Annotated in this window: 17 protein-coding genes and 1 tRNA gene; 10 read left to right on the top strand and 8 right to left on the bottom strand. The window is 64.2% G+C overall.

Translation table 11 applies throughout. The features are described from left to right. The first annotated feature begins 2 nt into the window (after positions 1-2). From Har1129_RS15735 to Har1129_RS15715, 5 genes are all read left to right on the top strand, one after another. Positions 3-1,664, top strand: coding sequence for a bifunctional N(6)-L-threonylcarbamoyladenine synthase/serine/threonine protein kinase (locus Har1129_RS15735; RefSeq protein WP_151101634.1), 1,662 nt, complete (start codon positions 3-5; stop codon positions 1,662-1,664). 206 nt (positions 1,665-1,870) lie between these two features. Beyond that, a complete protein-coding gene (locus Har1129_RS15730) occupies positions 1,871-2,146 on the top strand; it encodes a DUF5808 domain-containing protein (RefSeq protein ID WP_151101632.1) in 276 nt (91 codons plus the stop codon). A 65-nt stretch (positions 2,147-2,211) separates the two neighbouring features. Continuing rightward, positions 2,212-2,883, top strand: coding sequence for a non-canonical purine NTP pyrophosphatase (locus Har1129_RS15725; RefSeq protein WP_151101631.1), 672 nt, complete (start codon positions 2,212-2,214; stop codon positions 2,881-2,883). Positions 2,884-2,981: 98 nt separating this feature from the next. Further along, positions 2,982-3,779 carry an SDR family oxidoreductase gene (locus Har1129_RS15720; RefSeq protein WP_151101630.1) on the top strand — a complete coding sequence of 266 codons (798 nt, stop codon included), beginning with the start codon at positions 2,982-2,984 and terminating at the stop codon, positions 3,777-3,779. 132 nt (positions 3,780-3,911) lie between these two features. Then, positions 3,912-5,615, top strand: a complete 1,704-nt coding sequence (locus Har1129_RS15715) for a methyl-accepting chemotaxis protein (protein WP_151101628.1) — start codon at positions 3,912-3,914, stop codon at positions 5,613-5,615. Between the two features lie 17 nt (positions 5,616-5,632). Here the strand turns inward: Har1129_RS15715 and Har1129_RS15710 are convergent, their stop codons facing one another. From Har1129_RS15710 to Har1129_RS15700, 3 genes are all read right to left on the bottom strand, one after another. Further along, positions 5,633-6,109, bottom strand: a complete 477-nt coding sequence (locus Har1129_RS15710) for a hypothetical protein (protein WP_151101626.1) — start codon at positions 6,107-6,109, stop codon at positions 5,633-5,635. Positions 6,110-6,492: 383 nt separating this feature from the next. Beyond that, positions 6,493-7,158: a TrkA family potassium uptake protein gene (locus tag Har1129_RS15705; RefSeq protein ID WP_004590562.1), complete on the bottom strand. Its 666-nt coding sequence runs from the start codon at positions 7,156-7,158 to the stop codon at positions 6,493-6,495. Between the two features lie 57 nt (positions 7,159-7,215). Next, positions 7,216-8,475, bottom strand: a complete 1,260-nt coding sequence (locus Har1129_RS15700; protein WP_151101624.1) for a hypothetical protein — start codon at positions 8,473-8,475, stop codon at positions 7,216-7,218. A 378-nt stretch (positions 8,476-8,853) separates the two neighbouring features. On the opposite strand from Har1129_RS15700, the gene rnz reads away from it, so the two are divergent. Continuing rightward, the gene (gene rnz, locus Har1129_RS15695) at positions 8,854-9,789 is read left to right on the top strand and encodes a ribonuclease Z (RefSeq protein WP_151101623.1); all 936 of its coding nucleotides are present in this window, start codon (positions 8,854-8,856) and stop codon (positions 9,787-9,789) included. 42 nt (positions 9,790-9,831) lie between these two features. Then, a complete protein-coding gene (locus Har1129_RS15690; RefSeq protein WP_151101622.1) occupies positions 9,832-10,905 on the top strand; it encodes a Gfo/Idh/MocA family protein in 1,074 nt (357 codons plus the stop codon). Positions 10,906-10,920: 15 nt separating this feature from the next. Here Har1129_RS15690 and Har1129_RS15685 read toward each other — a convergent pair whose 3' ends face one another. After that, entirely contained in the window at positions 10,921-11,532 is a 612-nt protein-coding gene (locus Har1129_RS15685; RefSeq protein WP_151101621.1) for a DJ-1/PfpI family protein, read from the bottom strand. Between the two features lie 108 nt (positions 11,533-11,640). Between Har1129_RS15685 and Har1129_RS15680 the strand changes: the two genes are divergently transcribed. After that, entirely contained in the window at positions 11,641-12,519 is an 879-nt protein-coding gene (locus tag Har1129_RS15680; protein WP_151102174.1) for a PhzF family phenazine biosynthesis protein, read from the top strand. A gap of 58 nt (positions 12,520-12,577) precedes the next feature. Beyond that, on the top strand, positions 12,578-12,949 hold the full coding sequence (locus Har1129_RS15675) for a VOC family protein (RefSeq protein ID WP_151101619.1): 372 nt from the start codon (positions 12,578-12,580) through the stop codon (positions 12,947-12,949). Between the two features lie 29 nt (positions 12,950-12,978). Here Har1129_RS15675 and Har1129_RS15670 read toward each other — a convergent pair whose 3' ends face one another. From Har1129_RS15670 to ilvA, 4 genes are all read right to left on the bottom strand, one after another. Then, on the bottom strand, positions 12,979-14,457 hold the full coding sequence (locus tag Har1129_RS15670) for a transporter (RefSeq protein WP_151101617.1): 1,479 nt from the start codon (positions 14,455-14,457) through the stop codon (positions 12,979-12,981). A 107-nt stretch (positions 14,458-14,564) separates the two neighbouring features. Further along, positions 14,565-14,646 (bottom strand) — tRNA-Ser (locus Har1129_RS15665). A gap of 29 nt (positions 14,647-14,675) precedes the next feature. Beyond that, on the bottom strand, positions 14,676-14,879 hold the full coding sequence (locus Har1129_RS15660) for a hypothetical protein (RefSeq protein ID WP_151101615.1): 204 nt from the start codon (positions 14,877-14,879) through the stop codon (positions 14,676-14,678). A gap of 172 nt (positions 14,880-15,051) precedes the next feature. Continuing rightward, complete coding sequence (ilvA, locus tag Har1129_RS15655) at positions 15,052-16,263, bottom strand: threonine ammonia-lyase (protein ID WP_151101613.1); 1,212 nt, start codon at positions 16,261-16,263, stop codon at positions 15,052-15,054. Between the two features lie 285 nt (positions 16,264-16,548). Here ilvA and Har1129_RS15650 point away from each other — a divergent pair, with 285 nt between their 5' ends. Continuing rightward, positions 16,549-18,183 carry a TrkA family potassium uptake protein gene (locus Har1129_RS15650; RefSeq protein WP_151101611.1) on the top strand — a complete coding sequence of 545 codons (1,635 nt, stop codon included), beginning with the start codon at positions 16,549-16,551 and terminating at the stop codon, positions 18,181-18,183. Positions 18,184-18,284: the final 101 nt, after the last annotated feature.

Here is an 18,284-nt window from a genome sequence, read left to right as displayed (position 1 = left end):
CGATGCGTATTCTGGGTATCGAAGGTACCGCCTGGGCAGCCAGTGCTTCGGTGTTTGAGACGCCGGACCCAGCGCGGGTAACCGACGACGACCACGTTTTCATCGAAACTGACGCCTACGCGCCAGACAGCGGCGGTATCCATCCGCGCGAGGCCGCCGAGCATATGGGCGAGGCCATCCCGACCGTCGTCGAGACGGCCATCGAGCACGCACACGAGCGGGCGGCCGGTGGCGGCGCAAACGCTGGCGGCGAAAGCGGCCCGCCAATCGACGCCGTTGCCTTCGCTCGCGGCCCGGGGCTCGGGCCCTGCCTGCGTATCGTCGCCACAGCAGCCAGAGCGGTCGCCCAACGCTTCGACGTGCCGCTGGTCGGCGTGAACCACATGGTCGCCCACCTCGAAGTCGGGCGGCACCGCTCGGGCTTTGACTCGCCGGTCTGTCTGAACGCCTCGGGCGCGAACGCCCACATTCTGGGCTACCGGAACGGCCGCTACCGCGTCCTCGGTGAAACGATGGACACCGGCGTCGGCAACGCTATCGACAAGTTCACCCGTCACATCGGCTGGTCCCATCCCGGCGGGCCGAAAGTCGAACAGCACGCCCGCGACGGCGAGTACCACGAACTGCCCTACGTCGTCAAGGGGATGGACTTCTCCTTCTCGGGCATCATGAGCGCCGCCAAGCAGGCCGTCGACGACGGCGTCCCAGTAGACGATGTCTGTCGCGGGATGGAGGAGACCATCTTCGCGATGCTGACGGAGGTCTCCGAGCGGGCGCTGTCGCTGACCGGCGCTGACGAACTGGTGCTTGGCGGCGGCGTCGGCCAGAACGACCGCCTCCAGCGGATGCTCGGCGAGATGTGCGAGCAACGCGGCGCGAAGTTCTACGCCCCCGAAAATCGTTTCCTGCGGGACAACGCTGGCATGATCGCGATGCTCGGTGCGAAGATGTACGCGGCCGGCGACACCATCGCCATCGAGGACTCCCGCATCGACTCGAACTTCCGGCCCGACGAAGTCTCCGTCAGCTGGCGCGGAGCCGAGGAGTCGGTTGACAGCTATCGGACGACCGACAAGGAAGTTCAGGGCGCGGAGGCAACCGTTCGCTTCGACGGTGCCCGCGTCATCAAGGAGCGCGTCCCGCGGAGCTACCGCCACCCGACGCTTGATGACCGCCTGCGGACCGAACGCACCAGACAGGAAGCGCGGCTCACCAGCGAGGCGCGCCGAAACGGTGTCCCGACGCCGCTAGTCCGGGACGTAGACCCACAGGAGGCCCGCATCGTTTTCCAGCGGGTGGGCGACGCCGATCTTCGCGAGGGACTGTCTGAGTCGCGCGTTACGGACGTGGGCCGCTGGCTCGCTCGCATCCACAATGCTGGCTTCGTCCACGGCGACCCGACGACGCGGAACGTCCGCGTCGGGAGCCGTGACGGTCACCCGGACCGAACCGTCCTCATCGACTTCGGCCTCGGCTACTACACGCAGGAGGCCGAGGACCACGCGATGGATCTCCACGTCCTCGCTCAGTCGCTCGCTGGGACTGCGGACGACCCCGAAACGCTGCTGTCGGCCGCCGAGGACGCCTACCGGACCGAGAGCGACCACGCCGACGCGGTGTTCGACAGTCTCGACGACATCGAAGGACGTGGCCGGTACCAGTAGAAAACACGAATACATCGCAGTCGATAAAAGCAAGCATACCGCGGCCGAAGGCCGCGGTTTCACGCGAATCGCGAAGCGATTCGCGCCTTTTTCGCCCACGTTTTTGCAAGCGGGGGTGCCCGCAGGCCGCCCCGCGGCCGAGAACACCCCTCGCAGCAAAAAGGTGGTGGACAAATGGTTTAACCGCGGCCCGAATAGAGTTCGATATGGCAGAAAAACCCCAGTCGGGAACGTTGTTCGGCGTGCCGTACAACTTCGAACGACCGAGCCTCAAACGGTTAGTGTCGGCGTACTGGAAGCCGAACGAGGACATGCTGGTCGAGAAACCCTTCGGCATCGGCTACACGCTGAACCTTGCGAACTGGCGCTCGTGGGTCGTGCTGGCAGTCGCTGGCGTGATGCTGTATCTCGAACGCGGCGGCAGCGACGAGGAGTTCGAGGCCGAGAGCGAGGACGAACCGGTCGAAGTCGTCGTCGACTGAGACGGATTGGTTGGGCGGTTGCGGAGTTTCGACGGCTCTTTTATCGCCGGTCGCCGTGTCCCGGTATGCTCAATTTTGTCACGACCAATCCCGGGAAGGTCCGGGAGGCGACAGAGTATCTCGACGACGAGGTCGAACAGTTCGACTTCGACTACCCGGAAGTCCAAGCTGACGACCTGAAAACGGTCGCGGCCGAGGGAGCGCGGGCGGCCTACCGAGCGGCGGACGGGCCTGTCATCGTCGACGACGCGGGGCTGTTCATCGACGCCTTCGACGGGTTCCCCGGGCCGTACTCCTCTTACGTCGAGGATACCGTCGGCGTGGAGCGTGTCTGGCGCATGACCGAGCCGGAGGACGACCGTGGCGCGGCGTTCAAGACGGTCATCGCCTACTGCGACGGCGATGGGTTCGAGGCGACGCCGGACCCGGGCGGTATCGACCGCGATGACCGGCGCGGACAGGACCTGTCGGCCGACGACCGCGGCGCAGCGACGACGGACGAGCAGGTCCACGACGGGAGCGCGGAGAAGCGCAGCGAGACAGCGCCGGTGAAGCTGTTCGAAGGGCGCGTGCCCGGCGAAATCGTCGCGCCGCGGGGCGAGGGTGGCTTCGGCTTTGACCCTATTTTCGAGCACGATGGGACAACGTTCGCGGAGATGAGCACCGAGCAGAAGAACGCGATCTCCCACCGTGGGCGGGCGCTGGCGAAGTTCGCGGAGTGGTACGGTGAGCGGTAGCGAACCGTCCGTCGAGGGATGGGACATCCCTCGGAAGTTCCAGTGGCGAGGGACCGACGGCGCTGGAACCGAAGCGACAACAGTCGCGGAGTGGTACGGTGAGCGGTAGCGATGTGCCGGTCGTCGGCGCTGGTGGTACCGCTCTGATAACCGGTGCTTCGGCGGGTATCGGCAAAGCGTTGGCTCAGGAGTTCGCCGCACGCGGGCACGATGTGGTACTGGTCGCCCGGAGCGAGGAGAAACTGGCACAGCTTGCCAAGGACCTCGAAAAGAGAGGCGTCACGGCGACGCCGATCACGATGGATCTCGACCGCCCGGGGGCCGCCAAAGAGCTGTACGACGAAGTGGCTTCGCGCGGACTGGCTATCGACGTGCTCGTCAACAACGTCGGCGTGGGGACCTACGGCCCGTTCGCCGAAAGTGATCTATCGGAAGAACGGACACAGTTGCGTCTGAACGTCATGCTCCCGGTCGAACTGACCCGGCTGTTCTTAGACGAGTTCGGCGACGGCGGCGCGGTTATCAACGTCGGTTCGGTGGCCGGGTTCCAGCCCGGGCCGAACCTCGCAGGCTACTACGCGAGCAAGGCGTACATCAACAGCTTCAGCGAGGCGCTCGCCGAGGAGTTACGGAAGACACCGGTCGATGTAACAGTAGTCTGTCCCGGGCCGGTCGATACGGAGTTTCAGGAACGGGCGGGGATGGCGGACTCGGCGGTCGGATCAGTCAGCACGAACACGCCCAGAGCGGTCGCATCGGCGGCCTACGAAGGGGCCGCAGCCGGCGAGACTGTCGTCATTCCGCGCCGGTCGATGCGACTTATCGACCGGCTGGTCAGGGTGACGCCGCGGTGGATCGTCCGGCGCGTTGCAGCGCTGGTCAACCGGGGCAGGTAGAGAATCAATTCCGAGACTGGTACTGGTTCCAGCGCCAATATCGTTTTTCCTCGGGTTTTCAGTCATCGAGTCCTTTTCAATCTTCGAGAATTAGACTGGAACCTTATTAACCATTGTAAGAAAACGATAGGTATGCTCACAGACCCGGTCGGACAGTACAAAACGGTGATACGTGAATCACTGGATCTCTTCGGCGTCTCTGGTTCCGTCGAACGGAAGGTGCTCGCAGCCGTCGGGCTGCAGTTTGCCGCTTCGGTTGCACTGGCAGTTGTCTCTCTTGTCGCCAGCGGGACCGTCCGGTTCGTCGTTACGGGGGTGTTGCTCGCTGGCGCTATCGTCGCGTTCGCCAACACGGTGTTCATCACTCGCGAAGACTTCGTCGAACCCGTCACAGCGATGGCCGCGGGTGCGGACCACATCGCGTCCGGCGAACTCGACGTGGAACTGCCCGAGAGCGAGCGCGACGACGAAGTCGCCGAACTGCTCTCATCGTTCAGGTCGATGCAGTCCTATCTGCTGACGGTGTCCCGGCAAGCCGACGCGCTCTCCCGGCAGGAGTTCGACGCCGATGTTCTCGATGAGGACGTACCCGGAACCTTCGGCCAGTCGCTGGAGAAGATGGCCGCCAGTATGGACGATTACACGACCGAACTACAAGAGATGACCAGCGACCTCGAACGACGGTCACAGGCGCTTAACAACCTCGTCGTCGCCTTCGGTGACGCCGCCGAACAGGCGAAAGACGGGGATCTGACGGCCACTATCGACAAGGATTTCGAGGCCGACGACGAGCAGTTCGACGCCGTCGTCGAGAACTACAACGACCTCGTGACGACGCTCGGAGAAACGGTTGCCACCGTCGCTGCGTTCGCAGAGGACGTCGACGAGACGAGCGACCACGTCACCCGGAGCGTGGAAGAGATCGACGACGCGAGCGATGAGATTTCCCGCTCGATACAGGAGATTTCGGCAGGGGCCAGCCAGCAGGCGACCCGCCACGACGATGTCGCCTCGGAGATGAACACGCTGTCTGCCACCGTCGAGGAGATCGCCGCGACTGCCGAAAACGCCGCCGGGACCGCTGAAAAGGCGACACAGCGAGGCCGAGAGGGGCGTGCGGACGCCGAGCAGGCCATCGACGAACTCGACGAGATGGAGGCCCGGATCGACGACATCGCCGTTGCGGTCGAGAGTCTGGTCGACCAGATCAGCGAGATCGACGACATCGTCGAGGTAATCACGGACATCGCCGAGCAGACCAACATGCTTGCGCTGAACGCCTCCATCGAGGCGGCCCGCGCGGACGGCAGCGGTGACGGGTTCGCCGTCGTGGCCGACGAGGTGAAGACGCTCGCCGAGGAGACTCGCGACGCCGCGACGGACGTGTCGGACCGCATCGAGGCGGTCCAGCACGAGGCCAGCGAGACTGTCAGCGACGTAGAGGCGACGAACCAGCAGGTGACCGACAGCGTCGCGACCATCGAGTCTGCGCTCCGGGACTTCGAGGACATCGTCGACGTGCTCGGCGAAGTCAACGCCTCGATTCAGGAGATATCGGGTGCCACCGCCGAGCAGGCAGAGACCACGCAGGAGGTCGTCGATATGGTCGACGAGGTCGCGGCAGTGAGCGAGCAGACCAACGAAGAGTCCGAGGCCGTCGCCGCCGCAGCAGAGGAACAGACTGCGACGATTACCGAAGTGACCACCGAAGTACAGGAGATGGCAGCCCAGACCGACGAGCTGCGTGAGGTGCTTGCGGAGTTCGACGTTGCGGGGGACGCGGCCGGGCCGTCGAGAACGGTCTCCACAGCCACCGTAACGACGGCTGACGACTAAGCGGCAACGGCCACGTGCTACGCCCGTGGGTCCCGGTCGGGACCGGGATACTCGCCGTCTTCGACGACGGGGTACAGTGACTCCGGGTCGAACAGGCGGGCGAAGGCGTCCGGCGGCCTGACGCTCAGGGACATGTGCCGGTTGAGCGATGCGCCGGTCCGTGCGCTCCGCAGGTCATCATCGTAGGAGAGCAACTGTTGTGCGCCGCCGCGGTAGGCCGAGGCCAGCGCGGGGTGGTCACCGGCCGGGTGATCGACCATGTCACAGTCGGGTTCGATCCGCGCCCGCCAGTCAGCCGCCAAGTCGTCGTCGGCGAGGTCGGCAATGACGGCGGCGGCGTCGGCCAACAAGTGGTCGCTTGCGACGAGCGTGACCCACGAGTGACGGCGGGCGTGGTCTATAGCGGCACGGGCATCGCTGTCTGGCCCACACAGCAGGTCGGCAACGAGGACATCGGCATCGGCGACGATACGCGCCGGCGACGACTCACGCATCGCCGTCGTCCTCCGTCCGGTGCTCGTCGAGGGCCGCACAGACAGCGTCGACCGTGGTCTGGTGGTCCGCCGCACGTTCGAACAGCGTCGCCCAAGTCATAGCAGGACGCAGTGGCTGAACGGGGAAAAAGCCGTGCCGTCTGTCGTCCGTCGGCTGCCTGTCTGACGGACATTTATGCCTACCGGTATCATTCCACCCGGTACGGGCGCGCTTCCACGGCTCCAGTGGACGTCGGTGACACTGCGTGCCATCCTATCCTCCCCAGACGCGCCCGGACACCGCGATCCTCCCTTTCATACCCTACTTCCCCTAGCGTTCGTCGAAAACAGCGAGTCCTATCGACTTGAAAATAGACGACAACGCGGGATATCGTCCCGGAATCTCAGGCTGATGCGTCGCCCCGGAGCGTCGCCCGGATATCGTCCAGCCCACCGGGGTCGGCCATAATCGCGACACTGTCGCCGGGTTCGATTTCAGTCTGCGGGAGCGGAATCGTCATCGGTTCGTGGTCCTTTCCGTGGGCGTAGATATGGGCGTCGCCGGGAAGCTCCACCTCGACGACCCGTTTCCCGACGAACGGTGAGCCGTCTGGAATACGGATACTCGCGACGGAGAGCTGTTCGGTCAGGTCGGCGAGGACGTTGAAATCGCCTCCAAGCAGTGCCGTCTTCGCACCGGCCGCACCCAGCCGCTCGGGGTAGATAATCTCGTCCACGTCGGCGGCGTACTTCTCGTAAATCTCCTCGCGGTAGTCGGCGTCGATCCGGAGGACGGTCCGACAGCCGAACTCCTTGCCGATCATACAGGCCGTGAAGTTCGTGTTCAGGTCGCCCGTGAGGCCGCCGATAGCGTCCGCGGTTTCGATGCCGGCATCGATGAGAACGCTCTCCTCGTTGCCGTCACCCTGAATAGTCTCGAACCCGGTTTCCGTGGCTCGTTCGACCTTTACAGGGTCGTTGTCGACGATAACAACCTCGTGGCCCTCGCTCTGTAGAATCCGTGCGGTCCGGATGCCGACGCGGCCATAGCCAACGATAACGAACTTCATGCACTACGGTACGACGGCCACCATTAAAAATGTGAACGGGTGACAGGGTGGCGCGGATTAGCCTTCTGTCGTCGCTGCTTCCTCAGTCGTCTCGTCTGTCTCGTCTGTCTCGGCTTCAGCCGACTCGTCAGTCTCGTTGGCGGGCGGCTCTTCGGTGTTGTTCGCTGGCGGCTCTTCGGTGTTGTTCGCTGGCGGCTCTTCGGTGTTGTTCGCTGGCGGCTCTTCGGTGTTGTTCGCTGGCGGCTCTTCGGTGTCGTTGGCGGGCGGTTCTTCAGTGTCGTTTGCGGGCGGTTCTTCGGTGTCGTTGGTGGGCGGTTCTTCAGTCTCGTTCGCTGGCGGTTCTTCAGTCTCGTTCGCTGGCGGCTCTTCGGTGTCGTTCGCTGGCGGTTCTTCGGTCTCGTTGGTGGGCGGTTCTTCAGTGTCGTTGGCGGGCGGTTCTTCGGTGTCGTTCGCTGGCGGCTCTTCGGTGTCGTTTGCGGGCGGTTCTTCAGTCTCGTTTGCGGGCGGTTCTTCAGTCTCGTTTGCGGGCGGTTCTTCAGTCTCGTTTGCGGGCGGTTCTTCAGTCTCGTTTGCGGGCGGTTCTTCAGTCTCGTTTGCGGGCGGTTCTTCAGGTGTGTCGACAGCAGACTTGATAGTGATCTCGGCGAACGCACCGTCGTCGCGCGTGAAGACACTATGAGTGTATGTCTCCGGCTCGATACCGGTCGTGTCGATGGTGAACGTCACGTCAGTTGATTCGTTCGCGTCGAGAGTCACGGACTCGGCGGCGAGCGGCTGGCCACCTAGTCGGAACTCGACGGTCTGGGTCGTGTTGAACTCGTTCGGGTTGGCGACGGTCGCGTCGACGGTGATGTTGTCACCGACGGCGGCGCTCGTCGGTGCGTCGAAGCGCTCCAGCGTGAACGAGTCGGAGACAGTGACCGCGGCGACCTGCCCGTCGTCGCTGGTGAAGACGCCGTGGCGGTAGTCGCCGGGTTCGACGCCAGTCGTGTCTGCGGAGAACTGGACGGTCGTGCTCTCGTTTGGTTCGAGCGTGACGAGCGTCCGGTCGGCGACAGCGCCGTCAAAGCGGAACGCCACGGACTCGGTCACCGTGGCGTCCTCGGTGTTCGTGACTGTCGCGGCCACATCAGTAGTCGAGTTCGGTGTGACGCTCTGTGGCGCAGTCAGAGAGTCGACGGTGACCCCTGTGTTTGCGGCGTGTTCGAGCGGCGATTCCTGTTGTGCTGTCACGCCCGGTACAGCCCCGACCTGTGCGGTGAGGCCGCCGACGACGAGTAGCGCAGCGAAAACGGCGAGTGTACGAGTTTGTATCATGATTCGGTCCTGCAGTGATCGGAAGGCAATGCGAACGATGCAACGAGTGAGTGACACATAAACCGAGGAGACAGTTCAACAGAACATAATTACCTGCTAAGCTATCGGTTGTTACCGCCGGGTCGGGAAATTGAGACTGAGTGACAGTCACCCAGCGGTACATTTGTTTGCTGGTGATTAAGTCCAGACAGAGAAGAACACGAGACGAGCTGAGATATCGGCTAGCAGCCGCTATTGCCGCTCACTACAGATTACCGGCTCACTAAGTGACACGAAAACAGGTGTCGCAACAACCCAGCCGGGCCAGACAGAGAGTGCTACCTCGCCCGTGGCGACGTCCTTTCGACACCGGTTTACCCGTCGACAGTAGAGGATGCGATGACTATGCGCGTGACGTTTCTGGGGACGAGTGGGGCCGTGCCGACGACCCAGCGCAACACGAGCAGCATCTTCGTCAATCGCGACGGCGACTACCTCCTCTTCGACTGCGGCGAGGGCACACAGCGACAGATGATGCGCTATGGCACCGGCTTCGCTATCGACCACCTGTTCGTCACGCATCTTCACGGCGACCACGTGCTCGGGATTCCGGGCCTGCTCCAGACGTGGGACTTCAACGAACGCGACCGCCCCATCGCCATCCACACGCCAGCGGGCACGCGCGGGAACATCAAGCAACTCATCCAAGCCAACGGGACGACACCATCGTTTCCCGTCCGAATCAACGAAGTGTCGGCCGGCGACGTGGTCCTCGACCGCCCGGAGTACGAAATCCGCGCTATCGAGACAGCCCATCGTTGCGCCAGCGTCGGCTACGTCCTCGACGAGGACGACCGGAAGGGGAAGTTCGACCGAGGGAAGGCCGAAGAAGAGTTCGGCATCCCACCGGGGCCGAAGTACTCCAAGCTTCATCGTGGAGAGGCCGTCGAACACGATGGCGAGACCATCCAGCCGGAGGCCGTCGTCGGGCCGTCCCGTCCCGGCCGGCGGTTCGTCTACACCGGCGACACGCTTCCGAAAGAGAGTGTCATCGAGGCAAGCGTGGATGCGGACCTGCTCGTCCACGACGCCACCTTCGCCGAGGACCGGAAAGAGCGGGCGAAGGCGACGGCCCACTCCACCGCCCGGGAGGCCGCCGACGTGGCGCGGCAGGCCGGTGCGTCAACGCTGGTACTGACCCATATCTCGACGCGCTACGCTGCGAGCGCCGACCAGCTCGTGGCGGAAGCCCGCGACGCGTTCGACGGCGAGGTCGTCCTCGCCGAAGACGGGATGGAGCGCCGCGTCGAGTTCCCGGACGCAGACGAGTACTGATGAGATAGTGCAGCATTTATTCCTCGAAGCGATAACGAAGCCATGACACACAGATTAGTCCACGTCGGTCTGGGGGGACAGGGCTCCACCTGGGCGACTGACGCGATTCCGCCGAACGTACACGACGACCGAATCGAGGTCGTCGCCGCGGTCGACACCGACCCGGACCGGCACGAACTGGCTGAACAGGAACTCGGGCTGTCGCCCGAGGAGTGCTACACCGACCTCGAAACCGCACTCTCTGAGCGCCCGGCTGACATCTGTTCGATCGTGACGCCGCCGGCGACCCACGAGGCCGTCGTAGAGACGGCGCTCGCCCACGACCTACACATCATTTCGGAGAAGCCGATTGCCGACACGCTGGAGGCATCGGTTCGGGTCGCCGAGAAGGTCAACGAGGCCGGCAAGAAGATGGGTGTCACGATGAGCCACCGGTTCGATCAGGACAAGACGACGTTCCGGCGGGCTGTCGAGGAGGCCGGCGACATCGACTATCTGACGGCCCGGTACACGGGTAACGTCCGCGAGCGCGGCTTCTATGCCGACTACGTCTACGAGATGGACGATATGCTCCTGCTCGACGGCGCAATTCACCACCTCGACATCCTCGCGTCGTTGGCCGATTCACCCTGTGAACGAGTGTACGCCGAGACGTGGACGCCCGAGGAGGCAGACTACGACGGCGACTGCACCGGCCTCGTGACGCTGCACTTCGCCGATGGCACCCGCGCCCAGTACGAGGGCAGCTACGCCAACGCGACGACGCTGAACGGCTGGGGCCACGAGCAGTTCCGCGCCGAGTGCTCGGACCAGACCGTCGTGCTCGACCGCCGCGACGTCGAGCGGTTCCACGTCGACGCGTACGACACCGGGAACTTCGAGAGTATCGGCAAGGGCGACGGCAAGACAGTGCCGCTCGCCGAGCGCCCTCACTGGAAAAACGCTTGGCTCATCGAGCAGTTCTGTGACTGGGTCGACGGCGGCGAGCCGATGCCGACAAACGTCGACAGCGTGCTCGAATCCATGGCTATCGTCTTCGCCGCCATCGAGAGCAGCGAAACGGGCGAGGCCGTCGACGTGCAGGCCTTGCTCGACGACGCCCGCGCGAACGCCTGACTCCGCGCCCGCTCGTTAGGCCGATTCGTCGCCGAAGACGCTCCCACGCGGCTCGTATTCCATTTCGTCACAGACAGCGGCAGCCACGTCCGCGCCCCATTCGCGCTCGACGAGATGCACCGCGAGATCCAGTCCGGACGTGACGCCGCCACAGGTCAGGACATCGCCGTCGTCGACGACCCGGGCGTCGACCACCTCGGCGGCAGTCGCTCGCAGGTCCTCGATTGCGCCGCCGTGTGTCACCGCCGGACGGCCGTCGAGCAGGCCGGCCCGTGAGAGGACCATGCCGCCGGTACAGACGCCGGCGACAGTCGCACCGCGGTCGTGGGCCGCCGCCACAGCGTCGGGTAGGTCTCCGCGCTCGATCTCCGTCCAGACACCGGCCTCACTTCGGTCATTCCAGCCGCCGCCGGCCACGACGAGCAGGTCCGGGGCAACGTCGGCGAGCGGCCCGTCCGGTTCGACTCGAAGCCCGTGGCTCGCGGTGACTATATCGGACTCGCGTACCGAGCGAAGCGTCACGTCCCACGACGCGCCGAAGCGCGCCGCGTTCTCGAACACCTCGTAGGGACCGATGGCGTCCAGTTCGTCGAACCCGTCGAAACAGGCGATTGCGACAGCGTCCATGCCCACAACAGGATTGACGGTGGCAAATAGTTCGGTGGTCTCGTGTCACTTGGTGTCGTTCCACTATCGTCCGGAGCGTTCTTTGGCGACGCCGTCGAGCAAACAGATATGTCCCATCCGTTCCACATCGTCGACGTGTTCGCGCGGGAGCGATACACCGGGAACCAGCTCGCTGTCGTGACCAGCGCTAACGACCTGCACGAAAACGAGATGCAGGCCATCGCCGCCGAGATGGACTACTCGGAGACGACGTTCGTCACCGGGGAGCCAAGCGATGGCGCGTGGCCGGTTCGTATCTTCACTCCCGCGGCCGAGGTCCCCTTCGCCGGCCACCCCACCCTCGGGACCGCACAGGTCATCCGGGACCATCTGGCCGAGGGGCAACCGGAGACGGTGACGCTGGACCTGCCTGTCGGCGAAGTCCCGGTCGAAGTACGAGGGCGCGACGGTCGCGAAACCCTATGGATGACACAGCAGTCCCCCGAGTTCGGCGAACAGTTGGCCCACGCGGACCTTGCCGCCGTACTCGGCCTGCCGGCTGACCGACTGGATCACGATTGGCCGGTGGCAATCGTCTCGACAGGACTGCCGACAATCGTCGTCCCGGTGGCCGACCGCGACGCGCTGGAAGCCATCGAGTTGGACCGCGACGCCTACGACGCCGTCACCGGCGACCGAGAGGCCAAGAACGTTCTTGCCGTCTCCCGGGACCCGCGAAGCGACGACAACGACCTCGCAGTCCGCGTGTTCGCGCCGTTCTACGATGTTCTGGAAGACCCGGCGACCGGCTCCTCGAACGGCTGTCTGGCGGCGTATCTCGCCCGCCACGAGATGCTCGGGAGCCCCGCCGTCGATGCGCGCGTCGAACAGGGATACGAGATGGGGCGGCCGTCGCTGTTGCACCTCTCGACGGCCGGCAGCGGCGAGGACATCACCGTCCGGGTCGGCGGCAGCGTCGTGCCCGTCGCCCGCGGCGACCTGCTGTAGCGGCCGCGACAGCCCCGGTACCGGCACACTCATTTCGCCCCGTACACAACCGCGGCCCATGGACCTCGCACACACCGCGATTTGCGTCTCGGACCTCGACCGCGCGATAGAGTTCTACGACGCGCTGGGCTTCGAGGAGACCAACCGTTTCACGCTCGACGGCGTCGAGAACGTCTACCTCGGCCGGGACGGCGATGGCGACCTGCAACTGCGCTACGACCCCGACCGAACCACCCCGGTCGCGCCGAACCGCGCCGACGTGGACCATATCGCGTTCACCGTCGAGAACGTCGAGGAAACCTTCGAGACGGCCATCGACGCCGGCGCTGCGCCGGTGCTCGAACCGACGGAAATCGACGCCGCCGACGCCTTCGCCGCCTTCGTCGAGGACCCCGAAGGGTACACGCTGGAGTTCTACCGCTGGCTCTGACCAGCGGCGTCCGAACGGACGAGCGGCACTCACTCGAACAGGGATCGAACCCGGCCGCGCCACAGCGTTGCCGTGCGAGTAGCGACAAGTCGAGCCGGTGCGGACACAGCCACAAGGAAGCCGCTGAAGCCGGCAAGACAGATCACAGCGGCCACGCTGGCGACGACAATCGGGGAGAGGGCAGTGCGCGTGAGGCCTGCAACTGCGCCGGTCGTGAGTGCGAACGAGACGCCGAGGCCGACAGCGAGAGACGCCGCGACCATGGAATCGAGTGGAATCCGCCCGAAGACGGTCCGGGAGTAGTAAAGGACGTACCCGAAGATTACCAGATTCATCACGCCGTAGCCGGCCGCTCCGGCGACCGCCCCGAACTCCGCCCCGAAGATAGCCGGCACTGGAACGCTGAACACCAGTCCATAGAGCTTCGTCCGGAAGCTCACGCTCGGTTTCCCGACACCCTCCATGGCGTGTGAGGTGAGCGTCCAGAAGCCACGGAGGATGTTCACACCGCCGACGAGCAGGACAGTTGTCGAGAAGACGCTCTCGGAGCCGGCGAAGGCGATCCGCGCGACGACATCGTGTGCAGCCAGCAGATAGCCGAAAACGACGAATGTAACGCCCGTCCCACCGGTAATCGCCCCGTCGAGGTAGGCAAGCTGTGTGTCGCCGGCGGAGGCGTCCCCGCTGACCTTCGTGAGCAGCGGGGAGGAGAGCCGCCAAGAAATCGTCGCGCCGAAATCGGCGAACCGGTCGGCGGCCTCGTAGATACCGACGGCCGCCGGTGTCGCAACGACGCCCAGTACGTACACCGGCATATTGTAAGACAAGCGGTCGAAAATCTGGTCCGGGACACTCCACTTGGCGAAGTTCCAAGCCCGGTCGATAGCGTGTCGGTCCGGCAAGGTCGGGACGACGCCCAGCGCGACAGTGACGGGAACGAGCACCGCTAGCCGAACCCCGGCCACGACGAGCAGTAGGTCGCCGGCAGTCGCCAGTGTCGGAGCCAGTGCCAGCAGGATGCTGAGCTGGATAGCGCTCTGTGTTCCGGTGAGCCACGTCTCTACGCTCGGGTAGCCGATGGCTCCGACCAGACTCGTCGCAATCATCGACAGCGCAACGGCGAGGGCGTACAGACCGACAGGGGCGAGCAATCCCGGCGAAACAACCGTGTTGCTGACAATGGGGCCGGCCAGTGCAACCACAGCTCCGCCGGCGACGAGGAGATATCCGCTGGCGAATAGCATTGCCAGTCCGAGATACGGGCCGACCGCTTCGCCCCGTTCGCTACCGACCTTCTGCAGCGTCTGGCTGATGCCCCGAATCGGGCGGAGGACGAGTGAGACTGAGATACTGATGAAAAAGTACGTCCCAGTCGCCGCGGGCGACGTGACGAACGCGTAGACGATGCCGCTGAGAACGAACAGCGTCGTCGAGAACAGCGCCCCGCTGGTCGTCCGAATCGAGGAGTCCAGCAGGTCTATCTCGTCGCCGTCACGCTGGTCGACCATCGCTCACGTATCAGTGCTGGGGGCGGGAAAACGGTGCGGTGGGCACAGTGGCGGGAGGAAAATGTAACGGACGCTGTCGCTTCTCACTCGCAGTCAGTCACAGAAGACGCCAGGACTGGGATTTGAACCCAGAATCCCGAAAGGGAACACGCTTTCCAGGCGTGCGCCTTACCGTTCGGCCATCCTGGCTCGTGTTTCGAGAGTGCGAGGGCGGGCGATTAAGGGCTTTCGTTTCCGAACAGCCGCGACTGCATACGGTAGGAGGCAAGCGTCGCCCCGACACCGACGGCTACGGCGACACCAGCTTTGGCCGATATCGACACCGGCGTCCCGGCCAGCAGCTCGTAGCCCTGAACGAGAACCAGAAACGCGAGGCCCCCGACGACGCCCCACAGCAGACTGGCCTTCGTTCGCGGGTCCATCAGCGCCCTCCACTCCGTGCTGTTGTCTCGACTGAGACGGGACGTGCAGGCCATCGCATACACGAATCGGTGGCCGCCGCGGCTAAAACATCGCCGGAATCAACGCAGAGCCGCGACAAGCGACAGCGGCAAGAAGCCGAGGGCGTGAGCATTCGAGCCACAGCCCGTCCGGTCAGACGAGCACGTCGACCTCATACCCCTCGTCGGTGAGCGCGTCGATGAGTGCGTCGACGTGGTCGGGGCCGCGAGTCTCCAGATCCAGTTCGACTTCGGCCGAACTCATCGCTACGTCGCGGCTGGTCCGGTCGTGCTCGATGCCGTAGATGTTGACCTGCTCGCGTGAAAGGACCTCGACGAGTTCTTCCAGCGCGCCGGGTCGGTCCTGTAGGACGGTCCGAATCTTGAGATAGCGGCCGGTCTCGACGAGGCCGCGCATGATGACGTTAGTCAACATATTCAGGTCGATGTTGCCACCACACAGCGCGGGGACGATCGTCTCGTCGTCCTCGAAGTCGAACTTCTCCTCCATGACGGCGGCCAACGCGACGGCACCCGCACCCTCGGCAAGCGTTTTCGAGCGCTCAAGTAGCGTGGTCAGGGCGACAGCGATCTCCGAGTCCGACACCGTCACGACCTCGTCGACGCGTTCGCTGATGACCTCAAACGTCTGCTCACCGACAGTGCGAGTGGCGATGCCGTCGGCAATGGTCTCGACGCTGTCGCGTTCGATGCGGTGACCTTTCTCCAGAGATTCGGCCACGCTGGAGGCTCCCTCGGCCTGTACACCGATGACACGGATGCTTTCGTCCTTGCCTTTGAGCGCCGTTGCGATACCGCTGATGAGTCCGCCGCCGCCGATAGGAACGACGACCGTATCCACACCGGGGAGGTCCTCGTAGATCTCCAGTCCGATGGTCCCCTGCCCTGCCATCACTTTCTCGTCGTCGAAGGCGTGGACGTAGGTCCGGCCCTCCTCGCGCTCGAGTTCGTGAGCGTGTTCGGCGGCCGCGTCGTAGTCCCGACCGTGGAGGACTACGTTACCGCCGTAGCTCCGGGTCGCCTTCACCTTCGAGACTGGTGCCCGTTCCGGCATCACGATCTTCGAATCGACGCCGATTCGCGTGGCTGCCAGTGCGACACCCTGTGCGTGGTTGCCGGCACTCGCTGTGACAACACCAGCCTCCCGTTCAGCGTCTGAGAGCGACGCGATGCGGTTGGTCGCACCTCGAATCTTGAACGACCCCGTGCGCTGGAACAGTTCGAGCTTGAGATGGATATCCGCGCCGGTCATCGCCGAAAACGTGTGCGAGTAATCAAGCGGTGTGTGTCTGGCCGTTTCGGAGACGGTATCCTGTGCCGCGAGGACATCCTCAAACGAGAGCATGGGAGTGGCTATTCACCGGACCATGTTATACTGTCGGCCGACTATGCGGTATCGGCAGGTGCCACAGCCGCGACTGTTTGGGTAGTGTACTGAAACGGAAAGGGGAGCGTGTGACTGCACGCGGGAGAACGAACGCGATTGACTTAAATCCCGTCGTAGCGCGGTGAAAGTGAAAGTGCAGGAGAGCGTACGGGTAGCGTTGCTTACCCTATCGCTCGTCTCCTGAAGGTAGCGTTGGCTAGCCGGACAGAACTGTTTTACACTCGGTATCCCAGAAAGTAGTAGATGGATACCTGGCTGCGACGGACGCTGGTGTATATCGTCGCGCTTGGCGGCATCATTCTGGGGTATGCGTTCGCATACGACTACGGCATGGCGGCATTCGAAAACGACCCACAGCCGTTCCTTCGGTCGCTTCGCGTTGTGGTCGAAACGTTCACCACAACCGGATATGGCTCGGACGCCCCGTGGAGCACCACGGAGATGCGGCTGCTCGTCATCGTGATGGACATCACCGGCGTCGTGCTCATTTTCCTCGCGCTGCCGGTGTTGCTGTTTCCGCTGTTCGAAGAGGCGATGGAGACGACAGCCCCGAACACGGTCGAGAACGATCTCAGCGACCACGTCGTCATCTGTCAGTTCTCCCCCCGCGGTGAGACGCTTGTCACCGAACTCGACACGTGGGGCGTCAACTACGTTATCGTCGAACCGGACCGTGACCGGGCTAACAACCTCTACGAAGACGGGTACAACGTCATTCACGCCGACCCGCAGTCCGTCGACGGGCTCGAACGGGCCCACCTGTCATCCGCCCGCGCGCTTGTGGCCGACGCCTCCGACCAAGTCAACACCAGCATAATCCTCACCGCCCGCGAGGTCGACGAATCCGTCCAGACCGTCAGCGTCGTCAAGGAGCCCGACCGGGCGAAGTATCACGATCTCGCCGGTGCCGACGCCGTCCTGTCACCGCGTGGCCTGCTCGGCGAAAGCCTCGCGAGCAAGGTCACGACCGGCGTCTCGACGACGCTCGGGGACTCGATAGAGATCGGCGAAGACTTCGACATCGCCGAACTACCGATCCACCGCGGGAGCGACCTCGTCGGCACGACGCTGGCCGACAGTGGCATCCGCGAGGAAACCGGTGTCAACGTCATCGGTGCGTGGTTCCGCGGTCAGTTCGTGAGTCCGCCCGACCCCGACGCCGAACTCGACGGGAGCACGGTCCTGCTGGTCTCGGGGACCGAGCGCCAACTGGAACAACTCAAGGAGATGACCCTCTCCAGCGTGCGTGGCTTCCGCCGTGGAGAGACGGTAATTATCGGTGCCGGCGAGGTCGGTCAGACGATCACGTCGGCGCTCACGAACGCCGGAGTGCCGCATACGGTACTCGATCAGACCGATGAGCCGGGCGTCGATGTCGTCGGCGACGCCACGGAGCCAGAGGACCTGCGACACGCCGGCGTCGGCGCAGCCAGAACGGTTATTCTCGCCCTGTCGGCGGACACTGACACCGAGTTCGCGACGCTTGTCATCCGCGACCTCAATCCGGATGTCGAAATCATCGCCCGTGCCGAGGAAAGCGAGAACGTCCAGAAGATGTATCGGGCGGGCGCTGACTACGTCCTCGCGCTGTCGACGGTCAGCGGCCGGATGCTCGCCTCCACAATTCTCGAAGACGAGGACGTCATCTCGATGGATCAGCAAGTCGAGGTCATCCGCGTCGCCGCTAACGGCCTCGGTAATACGACGCTCGGCGAGGCCGATGTCCGCTCGCGAACGGGCTGTACGGTCGTCGCCATCGAACGCGACGGCGCAGTCATCACCGACCTCAGCCCCGACGTGACTATCGAACCGACTGACAAGCTCGTCATCGCCGGTACCGACGACGGCGTGACGCGGTTCAAGTCGGTGTTTGGCTAACCACCTTTTTCCACGGGGGGTTCGGGCGCTACGCGCCCTCAACCCCCGCGCAAAAACGTGGGCGAAAAAGGCCGAACGCTCGCTATGCTCGCGTTCGGTGA

Origin of the sequence: Haloarcula sp. CBA1129 (genome assembly GCF_008729015.1) — an archaeon.
In the GTDB taxonomy this organism is placed as follows: domain Archaea; phylum Halobacteriota; class Halobacteria; order Halobacteriales; family Haloarculaceae; genus Haloarcula.
Note: the sequence above shows the minus strand (reverse complement) of the source record. Positions and strands in the feature narration are given on the sequence as shown.